The 23,955-nt window shown below is 29.5% G+C and carries 31 protein-coding genes; 18 read left to right on the top strand and 13 right to left on the bottom strand.

Annotated elements, in window-relative coordinates:
• Nucleotides 1-4 precede the first annotated feature (4 nt).
• A complete protein-coding gene (locus PB7211_RS03330) occupies nucleotides 5-1,153 on the top strand; it encodes an anhydro-N-acetylmuramic acid kinase (protein ID WP_008544728.1) in 1,149 nt (382 codons plus the stop codon).
• On the opposite strand, the gene PB7211_RS03335 is transcribed toward PB7211_RS03330, so the two are convergent.
• A complete protein-coding gene (locus PB7211_RS03335; protein WP_034399225.1) occupies nucleotides 1,154-1,798 on the bottom strand; it encodes an alpha/beta hydrolase in 645 nt (214 codons plus the stop codon).
• A gap of 149 nt (nucleotides 1,799-1,947) precedes the next feature.
• On the opposite strand from PB7211_RS03335, the gene PB7211_RS03340 reads away from it, so the two are divergent.
• The 9 genes from PB7211_RS03340 (at nucleotide 1,948) to PB7211_RS08010 (ending at nucleotide 8,350) form a co-directional block, all read left to right on the top strand.
• Nucleotides 1,948-2,373 carry an Rrf2 family transcriptional regulator gene (locus PB7211_RS03340; RefSeq protein ID WP_034398935.1) on the top strand — a complete coding sequence of 142 codons (426 nt, stop codon included), beginning with the start codon at nucleotides 1,948-1,950 and terminating at the stop codon, nucleotides 2,371-2,373.
• A 1-nt stretch (nucleotide 2,374) separates the two neighbouring features.
• A complete protein-coding gene (gene sufB / locus PB7211_RS03345; protein WP_008545762.1) occupies nucleotides 2,375-3,817 on the top strand; it encodes a Fe-S cluster assembly protein SufB in 1,443 nt (480 codons plus the stop codon).
• Nucleotides 3,817-4,551, top strand: a complete 735-nt coding sequence (sufC, locus tag PB7211_RS03350) for a Fe-S cluster assembly ATPase SufC (protein WP_034398937.1) — start codon at nucleotides 3,817-3,819, stop codon at nucleotides 4,549-4,551. The genes sufB and sufC overlap by 1 nt, the downstream gene beginning before the upstream one ends.
• A complete protein-coding gene (gene sufD / locus PB7211_RS03355) occupies nucleotides 4,552-5,796 on the top strand; it encodes a Fe-S cluster assembly protein SufD (RefSeq protein ID WP_008544242.1) in 1,245 nt (414 codons plus the stop codon). It begins immediately after the preceding gene.
• Nucleotides 5,793-7,013 (top strand): aminotransferase class V-fold PLP-dependent enzyme, encoded by a 1,221-nt coding sequence (locus PB7211_RS03360; protein ID WP_008544780.1) that lies wholly within the window; start codon nucleotides 5,793-5,795, stop codon nucleotides 7,011-7,013. The genes sufD and PB7211_RS03360 overlap by 4 nt, the downstream gene beginning before the upstream one ends.
• Nucleotides 7,010-7,474: a Fe-S cluster assembly sulfur transfer protein SufU gene (gene sufU, locus PB7211_RS03365; protein ID WP_008544503.1), complete on the top strand. Its 465-nt coding sequence runs from the start codon at nucleotides 7,010-7,012 to the stop codon at nucleotides 7,472-7,474. Before PB7211_RS03360 ends, sufU begins: the two co-directional genes overlap by 4 nt.
• A 4-nt stretch (nucleotides 7,475-7,478) precedes the next feature.
• Nucleotides 7,479-7,778: an SUF system Fe-S cluster assembly protein gene (locus PB7211_RS03370; protein ID WP_008544735.1), complete on the top strand. Its 300-nt coding sequence runs from the start codon at nucleotides 7,479-7,481 to the stop codon at nucleotides 7,776-7,778.
• Nucleotides 7,778-8,113 carry a HesB/IscA family protein gene (locus tag PB7211_RS03375; RefSeq protein WP_008545769.1) on the top strand — a complete coding sequence of 112 codons (336 nt, stop codon included), beginning with the start codon at nucleotides 7,778-7,780 and terminating at the stop codon, nucleotides 8,111-8,113. The genes PB7211_RS03370 and PB7211_RS03375 overlap by 1 nt, the downstream gene beginning before the upstream one ends.
• A gap of 66 nt (nucleotides 8,114-8,179) precedes the next feature.
• A complete protein-coding gene (locus PB7211_RS08010) occupies nucleotides 8,180-8,350 on the top strand; it encodes a hypothetical protein (protein WP_008545258.1) in 171 nt (56 codons plus the stop codon).
• A gap of 7 nt (nucleotides 8,351-8,357) precedes the next feature.
• On the opposite strand, the gene glnA is transcribed toward PB7211_RS08010, so the two are convergent.
• A complete protein-coding gene (gene glnA / locus PB7211_RS03380) occupies nucleotides 8,358-9,764 on the bottom strand; it encodes a type I glutamate--ammonia ligase (RefSeq protein ID WP_008544267.1) in 1,407 nt (468 codons plus the stop codon).
• 140 nt (nucleotides 9,765-9,904) lie between these two features.
• On the opposite strand from glnA, the gene PB7211_RS03385 reads away from it, so the two are divergent.
• On the top strand, nucleotides 9,905-10,387 hold the full coding sequence (locus PB7211_RS03385; protein WP_008544258.1) for a YbaK/EbsC family protein: 483 nt from the start codon (nucleotides 9,905-9,907) through the stop codon (nucleotides 10,385-10,387).
• Nucleotides 10,384-11,271, top strand: coding sequence for a DMT family transporter (locus tag PB7211_RS03390; RefSeq protein ID WP_008544203.1), 888 nt, complete (start codon nucleotides 10,384-10,386; stop codon nucleotides 11,269-11,271). The genes PB7211_RS03385 and PB7211_RS03390 overlap by 4 nt, the downstream gene beginning before the upstream one ends.
• Here PB7211_RS03390 and PB7211_RS03395 read toward each other — a convergent pair.
• The 3 genes from PB7211_RS03395 to PB7211_RS03405 are packed head-to-tail and all read right to left on the bottom strand — an operon-like array spanning nucleotide 11,264 to nucleotide 13,566.
• Nucleotides 11,264-12,181, bottom strand: a complete 918-nt coding sequence (locus PB7211_RS03395) for a homocysteine S-methyltransferase family protein (RefSeq protein WP_008544884.1) — start codon at nucleotides 12,179-12,181, stop codon at nucleotides 11,264-11,266. The two genes, PB7211_RS03390 and PB7211_RS03395, sit on opposite strands and share 8 nt — an antisense overlap.
• A 14-nt stretch (nucleotides 12,182-12,195) precedes the next feature.
• Nucleotides 12,196-12,783, bottom strand: coding sequence for a putative 2OG-Fe(II) oxygenase (locus PB7211_RS03400; protein WP_008544272.1), 588 nt, complete (start codon nucleotides 12,781-12,783; stop codon nucleotides 12,196-12,198).
• A gap of 36 nt (nucleotides 12,784-12,819) precedes the next feature.
• The gene (locus PB7211_RS03405; protein WP_008544135.1) at nucleotides 12,820-13,566 is read right to left on the bottom strand and encodes a sulfite exporter TauE/SafE family protein; all 747 of its coding nucleotides are present in this window, start codon (nucleotides 13,564-13,566) and stop codon (nucleotides 12,820-12,822) included.
• Between the two features lie 12 nt (nucleotides 13,567-13,578).
• On the opposite strand from PB7211_RS03405, the gene PB7211_RS03410 reads away from it, so the two are divergent.
• Nucleotides 13,579-14,079, top strand: coding sequence for a molybdenum cofactor synthesis domain-containing protein (locus PB7211_RS03410; protein WP_008545016.1), 501 nt, complete (start codon nucleotides 13,579-13,581; stop codon nucleotides 14,077-14,079).
• Here the strand turns inward: PB7211_RS03410 and PB7211_RS03415 are convergent, their stop codons facing one another.
• The gene (locus tag PB7211_RS03415; RefSeq protein ID WP_034398941.1) at nucleotides 14,080-14,325 is read right to left on the bottom strand and encodes a DUF1244 domain-containing protein; all 246 of its coding nucleotides are present in this window, start codon (nucleotides 14,323-14,325) and stop codon (nucleotides 14,080-14,082) included.
• A gap of 315 nt (nucleotides 14,326-14,640) precedes the next feature.
• Here PB7211_RS03415 and PB7211_RS03420 point away from each other — a divergent pair, with 315 nt between their 5' ends.
• Nucleotides 14,641-16,191, top strand: coding sequence for an aldehyde dehydrogenase family protein (locus PB7211_RS03420; RefSeq protein WP_050754622.1), 1,551 nt, complete (start codon nucleotides 14,641-14,643; stop codon nucleotides 16,189-16,191).
• Between the two features lie 45 nt (nucleotides 16,192-16,236).
• On the top strand, nucleotides 16,237-16,584 hold the full coding sequence (locus PB7211_RS03425; RefSeq protein WP_008544683.1) for a DUF779 domain-containing protein: 348 nt from the start codon (nucleotides 16,237-16,239) through the stop codon (nucleotides 16,582-16,584).
• On the opposite strand, the gene PB7211_RS03430 is transcribed toward PB7211_RS03425, so the two are convergent.
• Genes PB7211_RS03430 through moaA form a run of 6 tightly spaced genes read right to left on the bottom strand, consistent with a single transcriptional unit; the run spans nucleotide 16,581 to nucleotide 20,322 of the window.
• Nucleotides 16,581-17,156 (bottom strand): sulfite oxidase heme-binding subunit YedZ, encoded by a 576-nt coding sequence (locus tag PB7211_RS03430; RefSeq protein WP_008544601.1) that lies wholly within the window; start codon nucleotides 17,154-17,156, stop codon nucleotides 16,581-16,583. The two genes, PB7211_RS03425 and PB7211_RS03430, sit on opposite strands and share 4 nt — an antisense overlap.
• Complete coding sequence (gene msrP, locus PB7211_RS03435; protein WP_008544096.1) at nucleotides 17,156-18,061, bottom strand: protein-methionine-sulfoxide reductase catalytic subunit MsrP; 906 nt, start codon at nucleotides 18,059-18,061, stop codon at nucleotides 17,156-17,158. The genes PB7211_RS03430 and msrP overlap by 1 nt, the downstream gene beginning before the upstream one ends.
• On the bottom strand, nucleotides 18,048-18,500 hold the full coding sequence (locus PB7211_RS03440) for a molybdopterin synthase catalytic subunit (protein ID WP_008544571.1): 453 nt from the start codon (nucleotides 18,498-18,500) through the stop codon (nucleotides 18,048-18,050). Before PB7211_RS03440 ends, msrP begins: the two co-directional genes overlap by 14 nt.
• Entirely contained in the window at nucleotides 18,500-18,769 is a 270-nt protein-coding gene (locus tag PB7211_RS03445) for a MoaD/ThiS family protein (RefSeq protein WP_034398943.1), read from the bottom strand. Before PB7211_RS03445 ends, PB7211_RS03440 begins: the two co-directional genes overlap by 1 nt.
• A gap of 13 nt (nucleotides 18,770-18,782) precedes the next feature.
• Complete coding sequence (gene moaC, locus PB7211_RS03450; protein ID WP_008544070.1) at nucleotides 18,783-19,328, bottom strand: cyclic pyranopterin monophosphate synthase MoaC; 546 nt, start codon at nucleotides 19,326-19,328, stop codon at nucleotides 18,783-18,785.
• A gap of 1 nt (nucleotide 19,329) precedes the next feature.
• A complete protein-coding gene (gene moaA / locus PB7211_RS03455) occupies nucleotides 19,330-20,322 on the bottom strand; it encodes a GTP 3',8-cyclase MoaA (protein ID WP_034398946.1) in 993 nt (330 codons plus the stop codon).
• 34 nt (nucleotides 20,323-20,356) lie between these two features.
• On the opposite strand from moaA, the gene PB7211_RS03460 reads away from it, so the two are divergent.
• Nucleotides 20,357-21,193 carry a phytanoyl-CoA dioxygenase family protein gene (locus tag PB7211_RS03460; RefSeq protein WP_008544694.1) on the top strand — a complete coding sequence of 279 codons (837 nt, stop codon included), beginning with the start codon at nucleotides 20,357-20,359 and terminating at the stop codon, nucleotides 21,191-21,193.
• 37 nt (nucleotides 21,194-21,230) lie between these two features.
• Here PB7211_RS03460 and PB7211_RS03465 read toward each other — a convergent pair whose 3' ends face one another.
• Complete coding sequence (locus PB7211_RS03465) at nucleotides 21,231-21,557, bottom strand: GYD domain-containing protein (protein ID WP_008545041.1); 327 nt, start codon at nucleotides 21,555-21,557, stop codon at nucleotides 21,231-21,233.
• 95 nt (nucleotides 21,558-21,652) lie between these two features.
• On the opposite strand from PB7211_RS03465, the gene PB7211_RS03470 reads away from it, so the two are divergent.
• Both PB7211_RS03470 and PB7211_RS03475 read left to right on the top strand, forming a co-directional pair.
• Nucleotides 21,653-23,095, top strand: a complete 1,443-nt coding sequence (locus tag PB7211_RS03470; protein ID WP_008544964.1) for an NAD-dependent succinate-semialdehyde dehydrogenase — start codon at nucleotides 21,653-21,655, stop codon at nucleotides 23,093-23,095.
• A gap of 16 nt (nucleotides 23,096-23,111) precedes the next feature.
• Nucleotides 23,112-23,954, top strand: coding sequence for a fumarylacetoacetate hydrolase family protein (locus tag PB7211_RS03475; RefSeq protein WP_008545653.1), 843 nt, complete (start codon nucleotides 23,112-23,114; stop codon nucleotides 23,952-23,954).
• Nucleotide 23,955 lies beyond the last annotated feature (1 nt).

Consider the following 23,955-nt stretch of genomic DNA (forward strand, 5'->3'; position numbering starts at 1 on the left):
ATCAATGAATAATAAATTATATACTGCTATTGGATTAATGAGCGGTACTTCTATGGACGGTGTTGATGCATCTTTGATAAGATCAAATGGAATTGATAAATTTACTAAAATTTTAAATGAATATCATGAATATGATAACAGCCTTCATCAACGGTTAATTGACTTAAGAAATCTCATTTTAAATTTTGAAGATTTAGAGAAATATTCGTCAAAAATTAATGAAATAGAGAGAGAAATTACAATATTTCATGGCAAAATTATCAACCAAATATCACTAAAATATGATGATAAAATTGACTTAATTGGATTTCATGGACAAACAATTTACCACAACCCTGGAAAAAAAATTACCAAGCAACTTGGTGATGGTAAATTACTATCTCAGTTAATTAAAAAGAAAGTTATTTTTGATTTTAGACAAGAAGATATTAAAAATAATGGTCAAGGTGCACCTTTAACACCTATTTTTCATAATCTTGTATCAAAGTATATAAATAAGCAAAATCAAATTCAATTCCCAATTGGTTTTATCAATATTGGTGGAATTTCAAATATTACAAAAGTATTAAGAGGAAACGGAAAAATAGAGGAAAATCTTGAAGCTTTTGACTCAGGTCCTGGTAATTGTTTAATTGATGAATGGATAAGAGTAAATTCAAAAAAAAAATTTGATAAAGACGGTCTTATAGCTCAATCTGGAAAAATTGATCAATTAATACTAAATCAGGCAATAGATAATTTTGAAATTCAATCGTATGACAAATCGTTAGACATTAAAAATTTTGATACATCTTTTGCTCGTGGATTGTCATTTGAAGTTGGATGTGCAACTATCACAAGTTTTACAGCATATTTAATTGCAAAAGGAATTGAATACTCAAATAAAGATAAAAGTAAAAATATCAAATATTTAATATGTGGCGGGGGAAGGAAAAATAATTTTCTAATTAATTGTATTAAAGATTATTCTTCAAACCAAACAAATATAAGTTTAGATATAATTGATAATTATAAATACGATGGAGATTATATTGAGTCACAAGCATTTGGTTATCTTGCAATTAGATCTTTTTTAAATTTGCCAATATCATTTCCAAAAACTACAGGTTGTGATAAGCCAACGGTTGGAGGAAAGATAGTTGAAAATTTTTAATTAATATAAAGCTGTTTCTTTTTTTATATATTTGTCTAAATTTTTTACCAATTCATTTTCTGTTTTTGAAAAAAAATGATTTGCATCACCAACTGCTTGAAACTCTACTTTAATACCTTTTTGTGCACTTAATCTTTTATCTAGTTCTGTAATATATTCCAAAGGAACAAGCTCATCTTTTTTTCCATATATCATTAAGCCTGATGTTGGACATGGTGATAAAAAAGAAAAATCATAAACATTAGGTTGAGGAGAGATTGCAATAAATCTATTTATTTCAGGTCTTCTCATTAACAATTGCATTGCAATTAAAGAACCAAAAGAAAATCCAGATACCCAACATTGTGAATTATCAAAGTTTTCTCTTTCTAACCAGTCTAATGCAGCTGCTGCGTCTGCTAATTCACCTTGACCATTATCAAATTCTCCATCACTTTTTCCAACACCTCTAAAATTAACTCTACAAACTGAAAAGTCATTATCCATAAATGTGTGAAAAGTATCTACAACCACTTTATTATTCATCGTTCCACCATATTGAGGATGAGGTTGTAAGACTAATGCAATTGGAGATGTATTTTTTTTACTCTTGTAATATTTAGCTTCAAGTCTTCCAGCTGGTCCTGGAATGAATATTTCTAATATTTTATTATCCATGTGCGATATTGATTATTATTCTCAAAAAAAAGTTACGTTTATCATAACTGAGCGACAATATGTTAACTTTTTTTTTAAAACTATACTTGACCAATTTAGTCAGGTATGTATAAAAAACCACAAATTTAAAGGGTAATATGAAACTGACTTCAAAAGGTAGATATGCTGTAATGGCATTAGTTGACTTAGCTAGGTTTGATAACATCAATCCAGTATCTCTAAGAGATATATCTTTAAGACAAGGTATCTCGCTTGATTATCTTGAGCAAATTTTTTCTAAATTAAAAAAAGATCAAATTGTTAAAAGTATTAGAGGAACACAAGGGGGTTATGTTTTATCTAAAAAACCAAATGAAATAAAACTTACTAATATATTTCATGCAGTTGATGAAAAAGTTAAAACTGTACAATGCAAAAAAGAGTCTAAAAAAGGATGTAATGGTAAGGCAACCAAGTGTGTAACACACAATCTTTGGGATGAATTAGAAAATCATATTAACAGTTTTTTCGACAAAAAAAGTTTAGAAGATTTGTTAAAATCTAGCACTGAGAACAGAATATAAAATGGATAATAGACAAAAAGAAATAGAAAATTTAAAAGATTACAAATACGGTTTTTCAACTGATATTGAAAACACTAGAGCTCCAAAAGGATTAAATGAGGATGTAATAAAATTTATCTCAAATATCAAGAAGGAACCTTCATGGATGCTTGAATTTAGATTAAAAGCTTTTGAAAGATTTAAACAACTTAAAGAGCCAGATTGGCAAAAACCCAAATACCCAAAAATTGATTATCAAGATTTATATTATTATTCAGCACCAAAAAGTATGGATGATAAACCAAAAAGTCTAGATGAACTAGATCCAAAACTTTTAGAAACATATAAAAAACTTGGTATCCCTCTTCAAGAACAAGCAAGATTAAATGGTATAGCAGTTGATGCAGTATTCGACTCGGTATCAGTTGCCACAACTTTTAGAGAAGAGCTATCTAAATTAGGAATTATCTTTTGCCCTATATCTGAAGCAATTCAAAACCATCCAGAATTAGTTAAAAAGTATCTAGGATCTGTAATTCCTACAACTGATCATTTTTTTGCCACTCTTAATTCTGCTGTCTTTACAGATGGATCATTTGCTTACATACCAGAGGGTGTAAAATGTCCAATGGAACTGTCTACTTATTTTAGAATAAATGCATCAAACACAGGTCAGTTTGAAAGAACTTTGATTGTTGCGGATAAAGGAAGTTACGTAAGTTATTTAGAAGGTTGTACGGCACCAATGAGAGATGAAAATCAATTACATGCCGCTAACGTAGAATTAATCGCACTTGATGATGCTGAAATAAAATATTCAACAGTTCAAAATTGGTACCCAGGAGATAAAGATGGAAAGGGCGGAATATATAATTTTGTAACTAAGCGAGGTTTATGTAAAGGTAGAAATTCTAAAATTTCGTGGACTCAAGTTGAAACTGGATCAGCTATCACATGGAAATATCCAAGCTGTATATTAAAAGGTGATAACTCAGTTGGAGAATTTTATTCTATTGCAATCACTAATAATCATCAAAAAGCTGATACTGGAACTAAAATGATCCATTTAGGAAAAAATACTAAAAGTAAAATTATATCAAAAGGAATAAGTGCAGGATTTTCTGATATGACTTATAGAGGGCTTGTGGATATTTCACCTAAAGCTGCAAATTCTAACAATTATACTCAATGTGACTCACTATTAATGGGTAACAAATGTGGAGCACACACAGTCCCATATATAAAAAATAAGAATTCAGAATCTAATATTGCTCATGAGGCAACAACATCAAAAATAAGTGAAGAGCAGTTACATTATTGTCAACAGAGAGGGTTGAATGCAGAGGAGGCTGTAGGGTTAATAGTGAATGGATTTTGTAAAGAAGTTTTACAACAGTTGCCTATGGAATTTGCAGTTGAAGCTCAAAAACTTGTAGGAATAAGCTTAGAAGGAAGTGTGGGATAATGTTAAAAATAAATCATTTAAAAGCAAAAATAGATAACAAAGATATATTAAAAGATCTTTCACTTAATATAAATCCAGGAGAAGTTCATGCTATAATGGGTCCAAATGGATCGGGTAAAAGCACATTATCAAATATTTTATCAGGAAAAAAAGGATACGAAGTTTCTGGAGAAATTCTTTTCGAAGATAAGGATTTATTTGAACTTGAAACTGAAGAAAGAGCTCACAAAGGAATTTTTTTAGCCTTTCAATATCCTTTAGAAATTCCAGGAGTAAATACAAATATATTTTTAAAAACCTCATTAAATGCAGTGAGAAAAGCAAGAGGTGAAAAAGAACTTGATGCTATTGAATTTCTTAAATTGGTAAAGGAAAAATCAAAAGAACTTAAATTTGATGAAGAAAAATTGAACCGACAATTAAATGTTGGTTTTTCTGGAGGAGAAAAGAAGAAAAATGAAATTTTACAAATGTCAATGTTGTCTCCTAAGCTATCCATTTTAGACGAAACAGACTCAGGTCTAGATATTGATGCATTAAAAATTGTAGCAGATGGAGTTAACACTTTAAGAAATGATAAAAATTCATTTCTAATAATTACACACTATCAAAGATTACTTGATTACATCAAACCTGATTATGTTCATGTTTTAATGGATGGAAAAATAATTAAATCTGGAGGAGCAGATCTTGCTCTAGAATTAGAAAAAAAAGGATACGAAAATTTTAATTAAATGAAAGAACAATTACAAAAAGATTTTGATAATATTGTAAAAAATTTAAATTTATCTCAAAAAGATATTGAAATAAAAAAATTTTATTTAGATAATTTTATTAATAGAGGGTTTCCAAATAGAAGAGAAGAAGATTGGAAATTTTCAGATCTTAATCAAATAATAAAAAAAGATATTGGAGAACTAAGTTTTTATAGTGATTTTACACACACTAATAAAGTTGATACCTCAGTATTTGTTGATGGTTTAGAGCATAATAAAATAGTTTTTATAAATGGCAGAATTGAAAAAATTGATTTTGATTATGAGCAAAAAGATAAAATAGAAATAATTGATCAATCTGAAACTATAAATAAATTAAATAATAATTCTTTATCTGATCTAAATCATGCATTTACAAATAAATCATTCAAAATATTGGTTAAAAATGGTTATCAATTAGCAAAACCACTTATTATTTATCACACAACTAACTCAAAAATATGGTCTAAAAACATTAATCTAAGACTAGAATTTGAGCTAGATAAAAATAGCTCCTTACGATTGATTGACTTATTCAATGATACTTCTGAAAAAAATTTTTTAAATATATTCTATAATTTTTATTTAAAAGAAAATGCTATCTTAAAAAACTATAAAGTAGATAGATTTGATAATAAAAATATCAAATACTCGTTTAATAATATTGAACAAGATAAAGATAGTATCTCGGAAACATTTATTTTATCTGCAGGATCAAATTTTTTTAAAAATGAGATTAATTGTAATTTAAATGGGAAATATTCTTCTGCTTTTGTAAATGGTATTTTTTCTTTAAATGATAATAAACATCATGAAATAAGAACAATAATAAATCATCTAACCGAAAACACTAAAAGTTATCAATTAATAAAAAGTGTTTTAGAAGATAGCGCTAAAGCAGCATATCAAGGCAAAATATTTGTTAATTCTGATGCACAAAAAACTGATGGATATCAGTTAAGTAAAGCAATTTTATTAAACAAAGAGTCAGAATTTAATGCAAAACCAGAACTAGAAATCTATGCTGATGATGTTAAATGTTCTCACGGCTCAGCCTCAGGTAGCTTAAATGAAGACTCTATATTTTATTTAATGTCTAGAGGATTAAACTATCAACAATCAAGAGAACTACTTATCAATGGTTTTTTGCTTGATGTAGTAGAAAAAATTACTGACCCGGAAATTAAAAATTTAATTAAAAATTTAATAGGAATAAAAGAATGAATATAGATAAAGTAAAACAAGAATTTCCAATTTTTGATGAAAAAATTCACAATAATGATTTAGTTTACTTAGATAGCGCAAACTCATCTCAAAAACCAAAAGTTGTAATTGATAAAATTAATGAATTTTATACAAAACAATTTTCAAATGTTGGAAGAAGCGTACATTATTTAGCTGTCGCAGCGACAAACTTATATGAAAACACAAGAACTTCAGTTCAAAGATATATAAATGCTAAAGATAAAAATGAAATTGTATTTACCAAAGGTGCAACAGAAGCACTTAACTTAGTTGCAAATACATTGGGCCAAAATTATTTACAAGAAGAAGACGAAATTCTTATCACTGAGTTAGAGCATCATTCTAATTATGTTCCATGGCACTTTTTAAGAAAATCAAAAAACATAAAAATTAATTTTGCTGAAATTAATGAAGAGGGTGAAATTACATTAGAAGAAATTGAAAAAAAAATAACCCCGAAAACAAAGATTATCTCAGTTACGCATTTATCGAATGTAACAGGTGCAATATTACCTATTAAAGAAATAACAGAGTTAGCTCATGCTAAAGGTATAATTGTTGTTGTTGATGGTTGTCAGGGTGCTCCTCATTTAAAATTAGATATGCAGGACTTAGACTGTGATTTTTATGCTATCTCTTGTCACAAAATGTATGGGCCTACAGGTCTTGGTGTTTTGTATGGTAAAAAAAAATGGTTAGAGGAATTACCACCTTATCAAGGAGGTGGAGGAATGATTAATGAGGTTAAAAAAGATAGAATTTCCTATGGTGATTTACCTAATAAATATGAGGCAGGAACTATGGCCACAGCTCAAGTAATTGCATTTGATCAGTCTATTAAATTTTTAGAGAGTGTTGGAATAGAAAATATAATGAAGCATGAAGCTGAGTTAGTTGAATATGGACAAGAACTATTACAAAAAAATAATTCTGTAAAATTAATCGGTAATCCTAAAAATAAGGGTGGAGTTTTATCATTTACTATTGAAGGTATTCATCCTCATGATGTTGCAACAATATTAGATGAGGATGGTGTTGCAATCAGAGCTGGTCATCATTGTTGTCAAATACTTCATGATAAATTGAATATACCTGCAAGTTCAAGAGCATCAGTAGGAATTTATAATACTAAAGATGATCTTGATAAACTAAATAGCGCTATAAATAATTGTAAAAAAATATTTAATTTAAAATGAACCTTAAAGAATTATACCAAGAAATAATTTTAGAACATGGTAAAAATCCAAGAAATCTTGGCAAGACAGATGATTTTAATAAAGATGCCAAAGGCCACAACCCTTTATGTGGTGACAATGTTCATGTTTATTTAAAACTTAATGGACAAAAAATTGTTGAAGATATTTCATTTGAGGGTAGTGGCTGTGCTATTTCAATGGCATCAGCATCTATTATGACTGATTTGATTAAGGGAAAAAATGAACACGAAGCAAAAGAAATTGTTGAAGATTTTTTAGGAATGATAAAAGAGAATCCTGAATTAAAATCTGAAAATTTAGCAGAGGATGAAAAAACAAAACTTATGTGTTTATCGGGAGTAAAACAGTATCCAATGAGAGTTAAATGTGCAACTTTATCATGGCACACATTAGTTTCTGCGTTTGAAAATAAAAAAGAACCAGTTAAAACTGAAAATTAAATTTATGAATAAAAAAGATCAAATCATTGAAGAAATTAGAAAAATTTATGACCCTGAATTACCAGTTAATATTTATGAGCTAGGTTTAATTTACGATGTTACTGTTGAGAATGACAATTTTGCAAAAATAAAGATGACATTAACAACACCCAATTGCCCTGTTGCTGAGAGCTTACCAAAAGAAGTTAAAGAGGGAGCTATGCAAGTCGAAGGAATTGAGGATGTTGATCTTGAATTAGTATGGGACCCTCCATGGAACAAAGATATGATGTCAGAAGCAGCTAAATTGGAGTTAAATTTATAATGAACCCTATAATTAAATTAAGTGACAATGCAGCATTAAGAATTAAAGAAATAATGTCTAATGCTGAAAAAGATTCACTTGGAGTTAGAGTATCTGTTAAAACTGGCGGATGTGCAGGTATGTCTTATGTTATGGAATACACTAAAGAAGCAAATCCAAATGATGAAGTTATTGAAGACAAAGGTGTAAAAGTATTTGTTGATTCTGCTGCTGTGATGTATTTGCTCGGTACGGAAATGGATTATAAAAAAGAAGAACTTTCCTCATCTTTTGTATTCAATAATCCCAATGAAACAGAGCGTTGTGGTTGTGGAGAGTCGTTTAAAATTGAGTAGATTGTATTATCCTAATAATTGCATATCAGTATTGCATTATATGCATATCTAGTGTAATTATTACTAATGAACACTTTTGAATTTAAAAACTTAGTTAAAAACCTTAAAAATTCTTTAAAGCAAAAAACTTTTTTTAAAGATTTACGTAAAGAAGTCGAAACAGGTGCAAATGGAACACAGGACTACGTCGTAAAAAAAGGTATTAACAAAGATACAATTGCAACAACTAGACAGTAATTAATTACTAACTACTGTAATACATCTCAAACTCAACTGGATGAGGCGCGTGTTCAAACTTGTGAATCTCCTCAAATTTAAGTGCAATGTAAGCATCAATTTGATCATCTGTAAATACTCCACCTTGAGTTAAAAACTCTCTATCTTTATCTAAACTTTCCATGGCTTCTCTTAGAGAACCACAAACAGTTGGTATAGCTTTTACTTCTTCTGGCGGTAATTCATACAAATCTTTATCAAAAGACTCGCCTGGATGAATTTTATTTTTTATTCCATCAAGTCCAGCCATAAGCATAGCTGCAAAAGTTAAATAAGGGTTTCCTGATGCATCGGGGAATCTAATTTCACATCTTGCACCTTTTTTGCTTAGCGTAATAGGTATTCTACAAGAAGCAGATCTATTTCTTGCTGAATAAGCAAGAAGCACAGGAGCTTCAAAACCTGGAACTAATCTTTTGTAACTATTTGTGGTAGAGTTTGCAAAAGCATTGATTGCTTTAGCATGTTTTAAAATTCCACCTATATAATGTAAAGCTGTTTCTGATAATCCTGCATAAGCATCACCAGAAAATACTGGAGTATCTCCTTTCCAAATAGATTGGTGAATGTGCATACCTGAACCATTATCACCTGCAACTGGTTTAGGCATAAACGTTGCTGTCTTTCCAAAAGAATGAGTAACCATTTGAACAATATATTTATATAATTGAACATTATCTGCTTGATCAACTAAAGTACCAAAGTACATACCAAGCTCATGCTGACTTGGAGCTACTTCATGGTGATGTTTTTCAACTTTAATTCCAACTTCTTTTAAATTTTTTAAATATTCACCACGCATGTCTTGTTCACTATCAACTGGTGGTACAGGGAAATAACCACCTTTTACAGGAGGTCTGTGTCCCATGTTTCCATTTTCATAAACTTTTCCAGAATTATAAGGACCTTCCTTACTATCTAAAACAAACCCAGTATTATTTGGATCATTGTTTATTCTTACATCGTCAAATACAAAAAACTCTGGCTCAGGACCAAAGAACGCTTTATCACCAATACCAGATGATTTTAAATACTCTTCAGCTTTTTTTGCAACACCTCTAGGATCTCTTTCATAAGGAGATTTTTTCACAGCATCTAAAATATCACAAAATAACACCACAGTATTATGAGAAGTAAATGGATCCATAAACATTCTAGCAGTGTCAGGTTTTAAAATCATGTCAGACTCGTTAATAGCTTTCCAACCAGCAATAGATGAGCCATCAAAGAACACACCTTGATTAAGCATATCTTCATCAACAACTGAAGTATCCATTGTTAAATGTTGCAGTTTTCCTCTTGGATCAGTAAATCTTAAATCTACAAATTCTGCTTCTTTTTCTTTAATAAATTTTAAAACATTTGCTGCGCTCATTTTGTCTCCTATATAATTTTATGAGTGGTAAATAACAAAAAAATCGCAAAAGATATTGCTTATTTAATAAATAACACCTATGCAATTTTCACATAAGTGGTGTATTTATGCAATATTATTAAACAAATAATTTAAAACCAGTGAATCCTATTTTAGAGAAAGAACCTGTTAAAAGAGCTGAAAAATCAATCAAAGAATTTGATCAAAATCTAGAAGTTATATGTCTAGAAAAAACAGCAAGGACAGCAGAAGATGCAGCTACAGCTTTAGGTTGTAATGTTGGAGCAATTGTTAAAAGTTTGCTTTTTAGCACGGGTAATAGTTTTGTTCTTTGTTTAGTTTCAGGAGACAAAAGGTGTTCATTAAATAAACTTAAAAAAATTTTAGATGAAAAAGATGTCTCGATGGCAAAACCAGATGATGTAAAAAAAATAACTGGGTACACGATTGGAGGCGTTTCTCCAGTAGGGCACATAAATAAAGTAAAAATCTATATTGATACTAATCTAGAAAGATTTAAAACAGTTTTTGCAGCTGCGGGTCACCCAAATTGTGTTTTCAAAATAGAATTTAATCAATTAACCAAACTAACCTCTGGCGAAATAAAAGAAATTACTGAATGAGACAACCAAAATTAATTGATTATATATTATTAACTGTATTAGCTCTAATTTGGGCCTCAGCATTTTTTAACATAAAGATTGCAACTTATTCTTTTGGACCAGTAACCATTGCTTTTTTAAGAGTTTTTTTTGGAGCTATTCCAGTTTTGCTTCTTTGTTATTATAAAAATATTAAAATTGAGGCTTTTTCAAAAGACTGGCATTGGTTTGCAATGATTGGATTTATTAACTTGGTAGCTCCATTTTTTTTAATAGCTTATGGAGTAAAATCTGTTCAGAGTAATCTTGCAGCTATTTTAATGTCAACAACACCTTTGAGCTCTACAGTTTTAGGTCATTTTTATACTAAAAATGAAAAATTTAATTTAGTTAAAACATTTGGAATTTTAATTGGTTTTTCAGGAATAATATTTTTATTTTCAGACAATATTTTAATTGATGAAAATAATTTTATTTCAGCATTGTTAATATTACTTGGATCAACATGTTATGTAATAGGTGGTGTTTTAACATTAAAAATTAGCAAAAAGAAAAATGAAAATGTAACTGGTTCAATTTTAATCTGGGCAATTATAATTTTAATTCCATTAGTAAGTTTTATAGAGCAACCTTGGCAAACAATTCCAAGAACTGACTCACTCATATCTGTAATTTATCTTGGTATTGTGCCAACAGGTGTTGCTTGGTTATTAAGATTTAGGATTTTAAAAAATAATGGTTTAATCTTTCAATCTCAAGTTTCTTACCTAATACCAATATTTGGAATTATTTTGGGTTATATATTCTTGCAAGAACTAATAACAATTAAAGTATTAATATCTTTAATAGCAGTTTGTATTGGTATCTATTTTGTAAAAAAAGCTGATAATAAAAAAACTATTTAAGTTTTGCTATTGCCTCAATATGCGAAGGTGTAGTTTCACAACAACCACCAAGAATAGTTGCACCTTTTTCTTTGATTTTTTCAGAAAATTCATAAAATAATTTTGGGTCATATTTGTCTCTTTTTCCAAATGCTATATTTGGATTTGTTCCAATCTCATCATATTTAGCCGTATTGAAAGTCCTTTGAGGCCCGGGTTCTTCAATTTCCCATAAATTAGCTTTAAATCCAAAAGGTAAATTAATTTCTTTTAGTTCTTCAATAGATTTCTCAACTATTTCAGGTGACACACAAGCACCTATTAAACCAAGCCAATTTTCATTTTTATATTTTTGAACAACTTCTGTAATAGCTTCACCTGAAGGAAGAAGGCAATTTTTTTTTAAATGAACACCTGCTAAAATAGGTTTTTTAAGTTTAGCAGCTACATTAGATGCAATATCTAATTCTTTACCGCTAGATAAAACATCTAAATAAAAAAAATCTATGTAAGGATTAATTATGGTTGCTTGATCTAAAAAATCTTTTTCAATTTCATTAGAGTTACGCTGATCTTCTACATAAGTATCACTTTGACTAGGTAAACTTCCTGCAATTAGTACATTTTTTTTTGATAGATCTTTTGCTTTTATTGCAAGCAAACAAGCTTGTTCATTAATATACTTAAAGTGTTCGTTAACTTTATTTTGAATTAATCTAATTCTTCTTGCAGAAAAAGTATTAGTAATAATTACATCAGCACCTGAATGAATGTATGAGAGATGAAGATCTACAACTAAATTATGGAATTTTTTTTCTAAATTAGCACTTGCGGACCATAAGGTACCCATAGAAATTAATCCTTTAGCATGAAGTTCTTGGCCCATTCCTCCATCTAGAATCCTTACTTGTTTAAAGAAATCTTTATTCATTTATTTTTAGGTTATTATTTAAATATTATTTTTATATTGAATGAAAAAGATCTTCTTTCTCCATCAATGTTAAACGGATATGCAGTGTGCATTAAATAGTTTGGAAAAATTAACATTTCTTTAATCTTTGGGATTACGTTGTATATACTTTTGCTTAAAAAACCTTTTTGTCCATTTATAAAATCTATCGTACCATTAGTTTTTAATTTCTTATTTTTAACTAATTTATTACTAGTCATTCCTTTTGGTAATTTTAAGTATCCGACACCTGATAAATCTCCTTCATGATAATGAATTGGATTATATTCTCCTTTAAATTGGCGTACTACCCAGAGATTTAAGATCTTAATTTCTTTAATATTTTTAATGTTTTCATTTAGTAAAAATTTTTTAACACTAAATTTTAATTCTTTTTCTAAATTTTGTTTTATGAATTTGTCAGAAATTTTTAATTCATTTTTAATTTGGCTAGCCAGTTTTGAACTATAATCAATTTTTTTTGATTTTGATTTTGAGTCAAATTCTTTATTTAATTTATTTAAAAATTTGTTTGAAATCTTTGTTTTTCCTATTGATGGTCCAAATGGTTTAATATTTTTCATAAATATTAAATATATTAAAAGTAAATTAAATCAACATTATGGTAATATTTTAAATCCCATTCTTATTGCAACAAAAATAACTAACAAAGATGTTATTAAAGTAAGAGTTTTATTAGATAAAAATTTTATATTTAGGAAGTTTCCAATTTGACCACCAATGAACACAGACAGGAAAAGAGGCCAATAATTTAAAAATTCATTAAATACAGTATCTTTTGTTAATTGTCCTGTCACACCAAATATTGAATTTATTAAAATAAATAAGGATGCTGATGTTACTATATGTTTTGGATATCCAGCTTTCATTAAAAATAAAAATGGGCTTAAGAATATGCCACCTCCAATTCCAACAATGCCAGATACAAATCCAATTATAGATCCAACAAAAATAGATAAAATTTTTGGTATTTGTTTTAATTTAATTTGATTCTCATTGAATGATTTGCTCTCAATTAATAAAAATATTCCTGCAATAAATAAAACAAAAAAAAGTAAAATTTCAAATAATTCTTTTTCTATTGAAATTGATGCACCTATGAAAGCAAAAGGTATAGATCCAAAAAGATAGGGTGTTAATAATTTTACATTAAGATTACCTGATTTAATATAGTTTATAGAGTTACCTGACACGACAATAATGTTACAAAACAATGCAATTATTGGAAAAATGTAATATGGAATATCCCAAATTAACATCAAGGCTAGATAAGTAGATCCACCACCAAATCCAACACTAGAATATAATATTGCTGTTATAAAAAAAAATATTGATAATATAATCATCTAAAATTTATTATGATTGTAAATATAGCTTTACTAACTGTAACAGATACTAGAACTTTTGATAATGATAAATCTGGTGCAATTCTTGTTGAAAAAATCAAAGAGGCTAATCATAATTTAATTGATAGAAAAATTTGTAAAGATAATAAAGAGGATATTATTTTAATCTTAAAAGATTGGATAACTAAAAAAGATATAGATGTAGTGATTACTACAGGTGGAACTGGCTTAACAGGAAGAGACATAACTCCTGAAGCAATTGATGAAATTGCAGATAAACAAATACCAGGTTTTGGTGAAGTTTTTAGAAATATTAGCTTAAAGACAGTTGGTACATCCGCAATACAATCTAGAGCTTGTGCCGTATTGGCAAACGGCAAATATGTTTTTGCATTACCAGGTTCATCTGGAGGAGTAACAGATGCATGGGATGGAATTTTAAAGCATCAGTTAGATATTAATCATAAGCCTTGTAACTTTGTAGAACTATTTCCAAGACTTAAAGAAAAATAATTATTTTTGATATTTTTCTTTCCATTCAGGATAAGGCATTCCATAAACATGTGCTCTTGCATCCATATCAGAGATTGATATTCCTTTTTTTTCAGCTTCTTCTCGGTACCATCTTGATAAACAATTTCTGCAAAATCCTGCTAAATTCATTAGATCAATATTTTGAACATCTTTTCTTTGATCCAAGTGTTGAAGTAACCTTTCAAATGTAGCAGATTGTAATTCTTTTTTTTTAACCTCATCCATAATTAAAATATTAGACACATTTCATTTAAGCACAAGATATAGGTACAGATTCAATCATAAGTAGAATCATAATCATTTAGCAATAGATGTTATTACGTAAATTTGTTTAGATAAGTGATGGCTATTAAAAAGAAAATGGCTAATAAAAAGAAAAAAGTAGCCAGAAAATCTAATACTAAATCTAAGAAAAAAATCAAAAGTATAAAAAAGAAAAAAAAAGTTGTGACAAAGAAAATCAAGGTTGCGACAAAAATAAAAACAAAGAAACGATCTAAAATTATACACTTAGATACAACAAAAAAGAGAGGGAAAAAAATGAGTACAGAAACAGTAAAAGGTGGCGTGTCATCTTCATTAGACACATCTCATCTTAAAGTACCGTTTCCATTCAAAGCAAAATATGGAAACTATATTGGAGGCAAGTTTGTTGAACCAAAATCAGGAAAATATTTTGACAACGTAAGTCCAATTAATAATGAAGTTATATGTCAAATGGCTAGATCGGATGCAAAAGATGTTGATGCAGCTTTAGATGCTGCTCACGAGGCATTTAAAGAATGGGGTAAAACTGATATTACCACAAGATCTAACATAATGAATAAGATTGCAGATGTTTTAGAAAAAAATTTAAACCTTCTAGCAACAGCAGAATGTTTGGATAATGGAAAACCAATTAGAGAATGTATGGCTGCTGATTTACCTTTAGTTATTGATCATTGGAGATATTTTGCAGGAGTTATAAGAGCCGAGGAAGGTTCAGTTGCTGAAATAAGTAACTCACAATACTCTTACAATATACCAGAACCTTTAGGTGTAGTTGGTCAGATAGTTCCATGGAACTTTCCATTGTTAATGGCTACATGGAAGTTAGCGCCAGCTTTAGCTGCAGGTAATTGCTCAGTTTTAAAACCAGCTGAACAAACTCCAGCATCTATCATGCTTATGATGGAATTAATTGGTGATCTATTACCTCCAGGAGTAGTTAACATTGTTAGTGGTTTTGGTCTTGAAGCAGGAAAACCTTTAGCTTCATCTGATAGAATAGCTAAAATTGCTTTCACAGGTGAAACAACAACTGGACGTTTAATTATGCAGTATGCTGCACAAAACTTAATTCCAATAACTTTAGAATTAGGTGGAAAATCTCCAAACGTTTTCTTTGAAGACATTATGGATAAAGATGATGCCTTTTTAGATAAGTGTGTTGAAGGTTTTGTAATGTTCAACTTGAACCAAGGTGAAGTATGTACTTGTCCAAGCAGAGCTCTAGTCCAAGAATCTATTTATGATAAATTCATGGAAAAAGTTATTGCTAGAACTAAAGCTGTAGTTCAAGACAATCCTTTAAAGATGGAAACTATGATTGGTGCTCAAGCATCGGTAGAACAAATGGAAAAGATAAAATCTTATCTAGATTTAGGTAAGAAAGAAGGTGCCAAAGTTCTATGTGGTGGAGATGTTGCTAAATTAAATAGTGGGTTAGAAAATGGAAATTATATTCAGCCAACTATTTTTGAAGGTGATAATAGTATGAGAATCTTCCAAGAAGAAATTTTTGGTCCTGTAGTTTCTGTTACTAAGTTTAAAGATGAAGCGCATGCATTAGAAATTGCTAATGATACACTTTATGGACTTGGTGCTGGTGTTTGGACTAGAAATGGTAATATCGCGTATAGAATGGGGAGAGGAATTCAAGCAGGTATAGTTTGGACAAACTGTTATCATGCTTATCCAGCTCACTCACCATTTGGCGGTTACAAACAATCAGGCGTTGGAAGAGAAACTCACAAAATGATGCTAAATCACTATAGACAAAATAAAAATCTACATGTGTCTTATGCAGAAAATAAATTAGGTTTCTTTTAACAGATATATTATAATGGCCCGTAATAAAATACGGGCCATATTAAAATGAAAGTTTCAGCAACACCCACAGCACTTGAATTAATTGAAGATTTAAAAAAGGCTCACGGAAAAGATTTACTCTTTCACCAATCAGGTGGATGTTGTGATGGAAGTGCACCAATGTGTTATCCTGCTAAAGAATATCTAGTTGGTGACCAAGATGTTTTAGTAGGGGAAATAGGTGGCATACCTTTCTATATTAGCAAAACACAACACGAAGCTTGGAAAAATACAGATCTTATAATTGATTGTATTAAAGGTATGGGTGGAATGTTTTCACTAGATAATGGGACTGGCAGAAGATTTTTAACTAGATCTGAAATTTGTGTACCAGAAGGTGCTAGTTTAAATTAATTTTTTATTCTCCTAAATTTAAATCTAAACAGTAAAAGAATTAGTATAATTACTGCATAAATTAATGGTTCAGTAAGGTCTTTTTTAACAAGCCAAATAAAATGTGTTACACCAAGTATCGCAATCACATAAATAAGTCTGTGGAGTTTCTTCCACTTATCTTTTAAATAAAACAATGCTTTTCTTGAAGAAGTAAGTGCAAGTGGCAGCAATAAAACCCATGCAGCAAATCCTACAAAAATAAATTTTTTAGTTAAAATATCTTTTGAAATACTTTGAAAATCTAAGCGATAATCAATAACCACATAAGTTAGCATATGCAATGTTGCATAAAAAAAAATAAATAAACCAAGCATACGTCTAAAAGAAATCCAAATATTTAATTTTGTAATTTTTTTTAATGGAGACATGGATAAAGTAAAAATAATAAATAAGAGTGTCCATTCTCCAGTAAAATGAGTTATTTCTTTTACAGGTTCAGGTCCTAATTTATTAAATATAATTTTATAAAAAATTAAAACAAAGGGAATTAAACTTAAAAAAAAAATTGATGGCTTGTAATACTTTTTCATTAAAAGTATTTTTTTAAATCCATACCTGTATATAAGTTAGCAACTTCATCTCCATAACCGTTAAACATTAAAGTTTTAACTCTTGGAGCCCAAATACCTTCACCAATTATTCTTTCAGTCGCTTGTGACCATCTTGGATGATCAACATTTGGATTAACATTAGAATAAAAACCATATTCTCTTGGTGATGCCCACATCCATGATGAAGTTGGCATTTTTTCTATAAGCTTGATTTTAACAATAGCCTTTGCACTCTTAAAACCGTATTTCCAAGGAATAAAAATTCTAAGAGGTGCACCATTTTGATTGGGAAGTTCTTTATTGTATAAACCTGTAACCACAGTAGTCAATGGGTGCATAGCTTCATCAATTCTTAATCCTTCTTTATAAGGCCAATTTAGGACCGGATATCTTTGACCTTTCATTTGCTCAGGATCATAAACGCTTTCAAATGCAACAAATTTTGCTTTACTGGTTGGATTAACTTTAGAAAGCAATTTACTTAATGAAAAGCCCATCCATGGAATAACCATTGACCAACCCTCAACACATCTTAATCGATATATTCTTTCTTCTGAAGTGAATGATTTCGAAATTTCGTCCATTGATATTTTTATTGGTTTTTCAACTTCACCTTCGATACTTATTTCCCAAGGTTTTGTTTTAAAGTTTTTTGAATTTTTGTATGGGTCACCTTTAGAGGTACCAAATTCATAATAATTATTATAAGTCGTAATATCTTTATAACTTGTAAGATTATTTTGTTCGTTTCCAATAGCGTTATTTAAAAAAGGTAGTGAGCTTATAGCTAAAGAGCCAGCACCAAAACCTATAGATTTCACAAAAGATCTTCTATTATTATAAATTTTTTCTGGAGTAATTTCTGAATATTTAATTTTTTTCATGAAGTATAGGGTTTCCTTTTAACCAAGAACTTTTATCATTAACGTAATGTTCTTTTTTCCATATAGGTGATCTTTTCTTAATTTCTTCAATAATATATCTTGATAAAACATATGCTTCATCGCGATGTTTGCAGGCAACAGCAATAACAATGCTTATTTCTCCAAGTGTTAAATAACCTTTGGCATGTTCAATAAATACTGATTTATTTTTGATATTTAATTTTTCATTAGCTTCATCATAAATTTCCTCAAAACTCTTGAGAACAAGCTCATCATGACTATCATAAGTAATTCCAGTTACAATTTGATCATTATTTTGATTACGGACTGTGCCAGTAAAAAAAATTGAAGCACCGTAGTCCTGTGATGAAATAAAATTTTCTGCTTTTTGAATTGATAACTTACTATCTTTTACATCAACTATTTTAGTGTGAAGCATTAACCTCCTCCAATAGGGGGTATAATAGCAATTTTTTCATTTTTTGTTATTTTATAATTGTCGCTCACAATATTATTGTCTTCGGAACAAAATGCTGATGAAATTACGATTTTTTTATAATTTTCATTTCCATTAAAATTATTATCCAAATAATCAATTAATTTTTTTCTTACATCCTTAATGGTCGAATTTTGATCTAAATCAAAATGTAAAAAATTTTGATTACTGAAGTCTCTGCTAGCACCGAATAGTTCTATTTGTACTTTCATTAACTTTTATGATTTAAAATATATCTTTTAAAAATTCTGGAAGACCATCAGGGTTTGTCCATAAACCACTTTTTCCACCTTCTTTAATTAGTAATTTGATATTATCAATTTTAAGATGTGGATTGACTATTTTACTTAAATCGTAAATTGTAATTAATGCGGCATTCACACCCATAATTGCTTCCATCTCAACGCCAGTTTTTGCAACAGCTGAAACAACACAAAAAACTTCAAGAGAATTATCTTTATCATTCATCATTATTTTTGTTGCAATATGGTCAATTGGCAAAGGATGACACAAAGGTATTAATTCACTTGTTTTTTTTACACCTAACACAGCAGAAATTTCAGCTAAAGTAGTTGGATCTCCTTTTGGCATTTTTTTATTGCTAATTAAATCAAACACTTGTTTTCCAACATAAATCTTACCTGAGGCTAATGCTCTTCTAAAAGTTTCTTTTTTTGAAGAGACATTAACCATATTAAATGAATTTTTTTTAAAAATTTCATCTGCCCAATCTTTTAACTCATCTTTATTAATAACTTTTAAGTTTTTCATATTAACCACCTGTTGTTGACAAATTTTTTGTTAATCCTGTGTCACCAAGCTCCAAATAATGAGACTCTTTTTTAAGATGTAATTGTTTTAAAATAAGATCTACAAGCTCATGTTTTTGATCATCTTTTTGTAATAAATGTCGAATGCTAATTCCAGTATTTCCAAACAAACATAATCTTAAGTCGCCTCTTGAAGTAATTCTTAATCTATTACATGTTTTACAAAAATCTTTTGAATAAGGCGCAATTAAACCAAATTTACCTTTGTATTCTGGGTGAATAAAGTTTAATGATGGGCCCGCATCTTTCCCAAAAGTTTGATAAATCCAATTATTATTTTCTAAATAATCTCTAAATATTTTTGAGGAGACATGATTTTTTTTAAAATAATCTAAATTATCTCCAGTTTGCATCAATTCTATAAATCTAAAATCTATTTCATTATTTTTTATAAAATTTCCAAATTTTTCAAAATCTTCACGTGTATCGTTTATATCTTTCAGTAAAACTGCATTAACTTTGATGTTTTTGAAATTAAGATCTTGTAGGATTTTAATCCCTTCTAAAATCTCAGGAAGTCTGTCATGACTAGTAAGTTTTTTAAAAGTCTCTCTATTTAAACTATCTATACTAATATTAATTCCATCCAGTCCTAACTCATACAATTGTTTAGCAATTTTATTTAATCGGTAACCATTTGTGGTCATTGTTATCTTTGGAATATTCGAATTTTGTTTCATATCTTTAAGAATATCAAAAAAATCTTTTCTAACCGTTGGTTCTCCACCTGTAAGCCTAATCTTACAAACACCCAATTCTGATAATGCTTTGGTTAATCTTGATATTTCTTCACCTGACATAAAACTTCTAGTATCACCTGGTGTTTTTTTGTACCCCTGTGGTAAACAGTAGGTGCATTTATAATTGCAGACATCAGTAATAGACAATCTTATATATGGAAATTTTCTTCCAAAACTATCTGTAAGTGTTTTCATTGATGTTTTTTTATATTATATTTTAAGATAAATCATGGACAAAATTTTAACTAATGATCAAATTACCCAATTTAAAAACGATGGTGCAATATTTTTAAAAAATGCGTTTGATGTCGATTGGATTAATAAACTAAAAAAAGGTATTGAAAGAGACATAAAAAACCCCAGCCCTAGATTTAAATCTCACACCATTGAAGAAAATGTTCCTAAATATTTAGAGGATTATTGGACATGGGATTTAGTTCCAGAGTTTAAGGATTTTGTATTCAATTCTCCATATGCAAAAATAGCTTCTGAATTGATGGAAGCAAAAAAGATTAATTTGGTTATGGATAATTGGTTTTTGCGAGAAGCTGGTTCTAAATCTTCAACACCCTTTCATCATGATATTAGTTATTTTGATATGGATGGAACTATGTGTGTTCTTTGGTTACCTCTTCAACCTACTGGTAAAAATGAAGGTGTGGTATGGGTAAAAGGTTCTCATTTATGGAATAAACTTTTTTTAAGAGTACTTTTTAAAGATGGACATAAAGTAGAGGGAAATGAATGTACAATTGATGGAAAAAAATATGAACTTCCACCAGATATTTTAGGCAATAAAGATAAGTATGAATTTTTACAGTGGGATTGCCAATTAGGAGATGCTGTAATTTTTGATATGAGAACACTTCATGGAACACTTAGCTCATCAATTCCACAGAAGACTTTAAGTAGATATACGTTAAGAGTTGCAAAAGAAGACACCAAGATTAATTATGTTGGTGATTGGACAAGTTTTAATTATCGTAATGCTATGCAGGATGGCGGTTATAAAGAAGGTGATAGTTTAGGGGGAAAAATGTTTCCTACTTTATATGAAGTTAATTAACTTCCAATTTCTACAAACTGGAAGTTAATTTAAATAATTAACCAGCTGGCTTGTAACCAGACATTGATTTTGCAGCTTGTTCAGCAGCTTTATTCATGTCCATTTCTTCAAGGATAATCATATTTTCTACTGTGCCACTTGCCTCTACGGCTAATTTAACACCAGCAAAGTTTTCAAAAGGCATATCACCAGATGTTACTGCACAAAAGTCATACTGACCTCTTGTTATAGCAAACGACTCTAATTTACCACCAGCAGACTCAGTTAATGCTTTTACTGCAGCTGATCTATCTTGAGTTGGATCTTTAATAAAACCTTGAAAAGCTTTCGGGGTATAATTTCCCATAACAAAATATTTTGCCATAATTTTTTCCTTTCTTTATTAATTTGAAAGATTAAATCATATTTGTTAAGAATTTATTAATTATTTATTTATTTCAACTTAAGAGTTAGCAAATTATGTACGAAAACTTTGGACAATTTATCGATGGCAATTGGTCGCCCTCTGAAAATGGAGAAACTTATGAAGTAATCAATCCTGCAACTGAGGAAGTTTTAGGTCATGCTTCAAAAGCTTCTTCTGCTGATGTCCAACGAGCATTACAGTCAGCCGAACAAGGATTAAAAGTTTGGAGAAAAATTCCACCTTGGCAAAGGTCATATGTTTTGAGAAAGATCGCTGACAAAATGAGAGAAAAAAAAGATCTTCTTGCAAAATGGATGACTTTAGAAAATGGAAAGCCTTTAGCAGAAGGTATTGGAGAAACTAATGGAGCAGCAGATATTTTTGAATGGAATGCTGAAGAAACAAAAAGAATTTTTGGTCAAACAATAGAAAGTAGGTTTGAAGATACAAGAGTTCATGTGTATTACCAACCGGTTGGAGTTGTTGCTGCATTATCACCTTGGAATTTTCCTCTTATTTTAGCTGCAAGAAAAATTTCTACAGCTCTTGCAGCTGGTTGTTCAGTAATAATTAAACCTGACACTATTACACCTGGCATAGTAATGGAATTAGTAGATATTTGTAGAGAATGTGGCGTTCCACCAGGAGCAATTAATTTGTTATCTGGTGATCCACCAAGTATAGCCTCTCAATTAATTCAATCTGATATTATTAAAAAAATTTCAATCACTGGCTCAGTCAGAGTTGGAAAACTAATACTAAAACAAGCTGCAGATAAGGTTCAAAGAGTTACAATGGAATTAAGTGGCCATTCACCTTTTATCGTATTTGATGATGCTGATGTAAAAAAAGCAACTGATATGGCAATTGCTGCTAAATTTAGAAATAATGGACAAGTATGTATTTCACCTAATAGATTTTATATTCATGAAAATAAGAAAAATGAATTTATAGATTTATTTATAGAAAAAACAAAAAAATTAAAAATTGGCAATGGTATGGATCCTGATACTCAATTAGGTCCATTAACAACCCAAAAAAGATTAAATGAAGTTGAAGCATTAGTTGAAAAAACTAAACAAGAAGGAGCAAAAGTTCTATTGGGCGGAAAAAGACCAGCTGGTTTTAACAAAGGATTTTTTTATGAACCAACAATTTTCGATGAGGTAAAAGATGACTTCACCATAATGAAAGAAGAACCCTTTGGACCTTTAGTTCCTATGTTATCTTTTAAATCTTTTGATGAAGTAATTGAAAGAGCCAATAATCATGAGCTAGGATTGTGTAGTTATGTTTGTACAAACTCAATGGAAACAGCTCATTTAGCATCTGAACAACTAGAGACAGGATCTGTTGCTGTTAATACAGGCTTTGTTGCAATTGCCGAAGCACCTTTTGGAGGAATTAAACAAAGTGGATATGGAAGAGAAGGTGGATCCATGGCAATAAAAGATTATCTAAATGTTAAATACACTCATTTAGGTATAAAGGGTTAATTATTCTATTGCAAAAATGAAGTTATTAAGAGTAGGTGAAAAAAATAAAGAGACGACAGCTATCTTAGATCATCAAAATAAAATTAGAGATCTTTCAAAGCATTTTGATGATTTCAATCCAAACACATTAAATTTTAATACAATAAATCAAATTAAAGAACTAGATCTTGACACATTACCTGAAATAGACCCTGATGTAAGAATAGGTGCTTGTATTTCAAATCCTGGAAATTTTTTTGCTATAGGATTAAATTATAAAGAACACGCAGAGGAAACTGGTGCAAAGCCACCTAAATTTCCAGTTGTGTTTAATAAATCTGTTCATTCAATTATAGGTTCAAATGATGAAGTGATCATTCCAAAAAACTCACAAAAATTAGATCATGAAGTCGAAATAGCAATGATTATTGGAAAAAAAGCAAAAAGAGTTAATGAAGATAAAGCTCAGGAATTTATTTTTGGCTATTGTATTTGTAACGATATCAGTGAAAGAGAATGGCAAAAAGAAAAAGGTGGTCAGTGGGTAAAAGGTAAATCAGGAGACACATTTGGACCTCTTGGACCTTATTTAGTAACAAAAGATGATATTAAAGATATTGATAATCTAAATCTTTCATTGGATGTAAATGGCAAAAGGCATCAAACAGGCAACACCAGTTTAATGATATTTAATTTTAATTACTTAATTTCGCATTTAAGTAATTTTATAACTTTAATGCCTGGAGACATTATTACCACAGGTACACCACCAGGTGTTGGGCTTGGAATGAATCCGCCTCAATTTTTGAAAAATGGAGATGAAATGCATTTAAAGGTAGATTATTTAGGAGAACAAAAATCAACAGTAATTTCAGAATAAA

It is taken from the genome of Candidatus Pelagibacter sp. HTCC7211, assembly GCF_000155895.1.
Taxonomy (GTDB): domain Bacteria; phylum Pseudomonadota; class Alphaproteobacteria; order Pelagibacterales; family Pelagibacteraceae; genus Pelagibacter.

Excerpts from the sequence above, each read along its gene's own strand:
- PB7211_RS03330 (WP_008544728.1), top strand. The coding sequence starts at position 5 with ATGAATAATAAATTATATACTGCTATTGGATTAATGAGCGGTACTTCT.
- PB7211_RS03340 (WP_034398935.1), top strand. The coding sequence starts at position 1,948 with ATGAAACTGACTTCAAAAGGTAGATATGCTGTAATGGCATTAGTTGAC.
- sufB (WP_008545762.1), top strand. The coding sequence starts at position 2,375 with ATGGATAATAGACAAAAAGAAATAGAAAATTTAAAAGATTACAAATAC.
- sufC (WP_034398937.1), top strand. The coding sequence starts at position 3,817 with ATGTTAAAAATAAATCATTTAAAAGCAAAAATAGATAACAAAGATATA.
- sufD (WP_008544242.1), top strand. The coding sequence starts at position 4,552 with ATGAAAGAACAATTACAAAAAGATTTTGATAATATTGTAAAAAATTTA.
- PB7211_RS03360 (WP_008544780.1), top strand. The coding sequence starts at position 5,793 with ATGAATATAGATAAAGTAAAACAAGAATTTCCAATTTTTGATGAAAAA.
- sufU (WP_008544503.1), top strand. The coding sequence starts at position 7,010 with ATGAACCTTAAAGAATTATACCAAGAAATAATTTTAGAACATGGTAAA.
- PB7211_RS03370 (WP_008544735.1), top strand. The coding sequence starts at position 7,479 with ATGAATAAAAAAGATCAAATCATTGAAGAAATTAGAAAAATTTATGAC.
- PB7211_RS03375 (WP_008545769.1), top strand. The coding sequence starts at position 7,778 with ATGAACCCTATAATTAAATTAAGTGACAATGCAGCATTAAGAATTAAA.
- PB7211_RS08010 (WP_008545258.1), top strand. The coding sequence starts at position 8,180 with ATGAACACTTTTGAATTTAAAAACTTAGTTAAAAACCTTAAAAATTCT.
- glnA (WP_008544267.1), bottom strand. The coding sequence starts at position 9,764 with ATGAGCGCAGCAAATGTTTTAAAATTTATTAAAGAAAAAGAAGCAGAA.
- PB7211_RS03390 (WP_008544203.1), top strand. The coding sequence starts at position 10,384 with ATGAGACAACCAAAATTAATTGATTATATATTATTAACTGTATTAGCT.
- PB7211_RS03395 (WP_008544884.1), bottom strand. The coding sequence starts at position 12,181 with ATGAATAAAGATTTCTTTAAACAAGTAAGGATTCTAGATGGAGGAATG.
- PB7211_RS03400 (WP_008544272.1), bottom strand. The coding sequence starts at position 12,783 with ATGAAAAATATTAAACCATTTGGACCATCAATAGGAAAAACAAAGATT.
- PB7211_RS03405 (WP_008544135.1), bottom strand. The coding sequence starts at position 13,566 with ATGATTATATTATCAATATTTTTTTTTATAACAGCAATATTATATTCT.
- PB7211_RS03410 (WP_008545016.1), top strand. The coding sequence starts at position 13,579 with ATGATTGTAAATATAGCTTTACTAACTGTAACAGATACTAGAACTTTT.
- PB7211_RS03415 (WP_034398941.1), bottom strand. The coding sequence starts at position 14,325 with ATGGATGAGGTTAAAAAAAAAGAATTACAATCTGCTACATTTGAAAGG.
- PB7211_RS03420 (WP_050754622.1), top strand. The coding sequence starts at position 14,641 with ATGAGTACAGAAACAGTAAAAGGTGGCGTGTCATCTTCATTAGACACA.
- PB7211_RS03425 (WP_008544683.1), top strand. The coding sequence starts at position 16,237 with ATGAAAGTTTCAGCAACACCCACAGCACTTGAATTAATTGAAGATTTA.
- PB7211_RS03430 (WP_008544601.1), bottom strand. The coding sequence starts at position 17,156 with ATGAAAAAGTATTACAAGCCATCAATTTTTTTTTTAAGTTTAATTCCC.
- msrP (WP_008544096.1), bottom strand. The coding sequence starts at position 18,061 with ATGAAAAAAATTAAATATTCAGAAATTACTCCAGAAAAAATTTATAAT.
- PB7211_RS03440 (WP_008544571.1), bottom strand. The coding sequence starts at position 18,500 with ATGCTTCACACTAAAATAGTTGATGTAAAAGATAGTAAGTTATCAATT.
- PB7211_RS03445 (WP_034398943.1), bottom strand. The coding sequence starts at position 18,769 with ATGAAAGTACAAATAGAACTATTCGGTGCTAGCAGAGACTTCAGTAAT.
- moaC (WP_008544070.1), bottom strand. The coding sequence starts at position 19,328 with ATGAAAAACTTAAAAGTTATTAATAAAGATGAGTTAAAAGATTGGGCA.
- moaA (WP_034398946.1), bottom strand. The coding sequence starts at position 20,322 with ATGAAAACACTTACAGATAGTTTTGGAAGAAAATTTCCATATATAAGA.
- PB7211_RS03460 (WP_008544694.1), top strand. The coding sequence starts at position 20,357 with ATGGACAAAATTTTAACTAATGATCAAATTACCCAATTTAAAAACGAT.
- PB7211_RS03465 (WP_008545041.1), bottom strand. The coding sequence starts at position 21,557 with ATGGCAAAATATTTTGTTATGGGAAATTATACCCCGAAAGCTTTTCAA.
- PB7211_RS03470 (WP_008544964.1), top strand. The coding sequence starts at position 21,653 with ATGTACGAAAACTTTGGACAATTTATCGATGGCAATTGGTCGCCCTCT.
- PB7211_RS03475 (WP_008545653.1), top strand. The coding sequence starts at position 23,112 with ATGAAGTTATTAAGAGTAGGTGAAAAAAATAAAGAGACGACAGCTATC.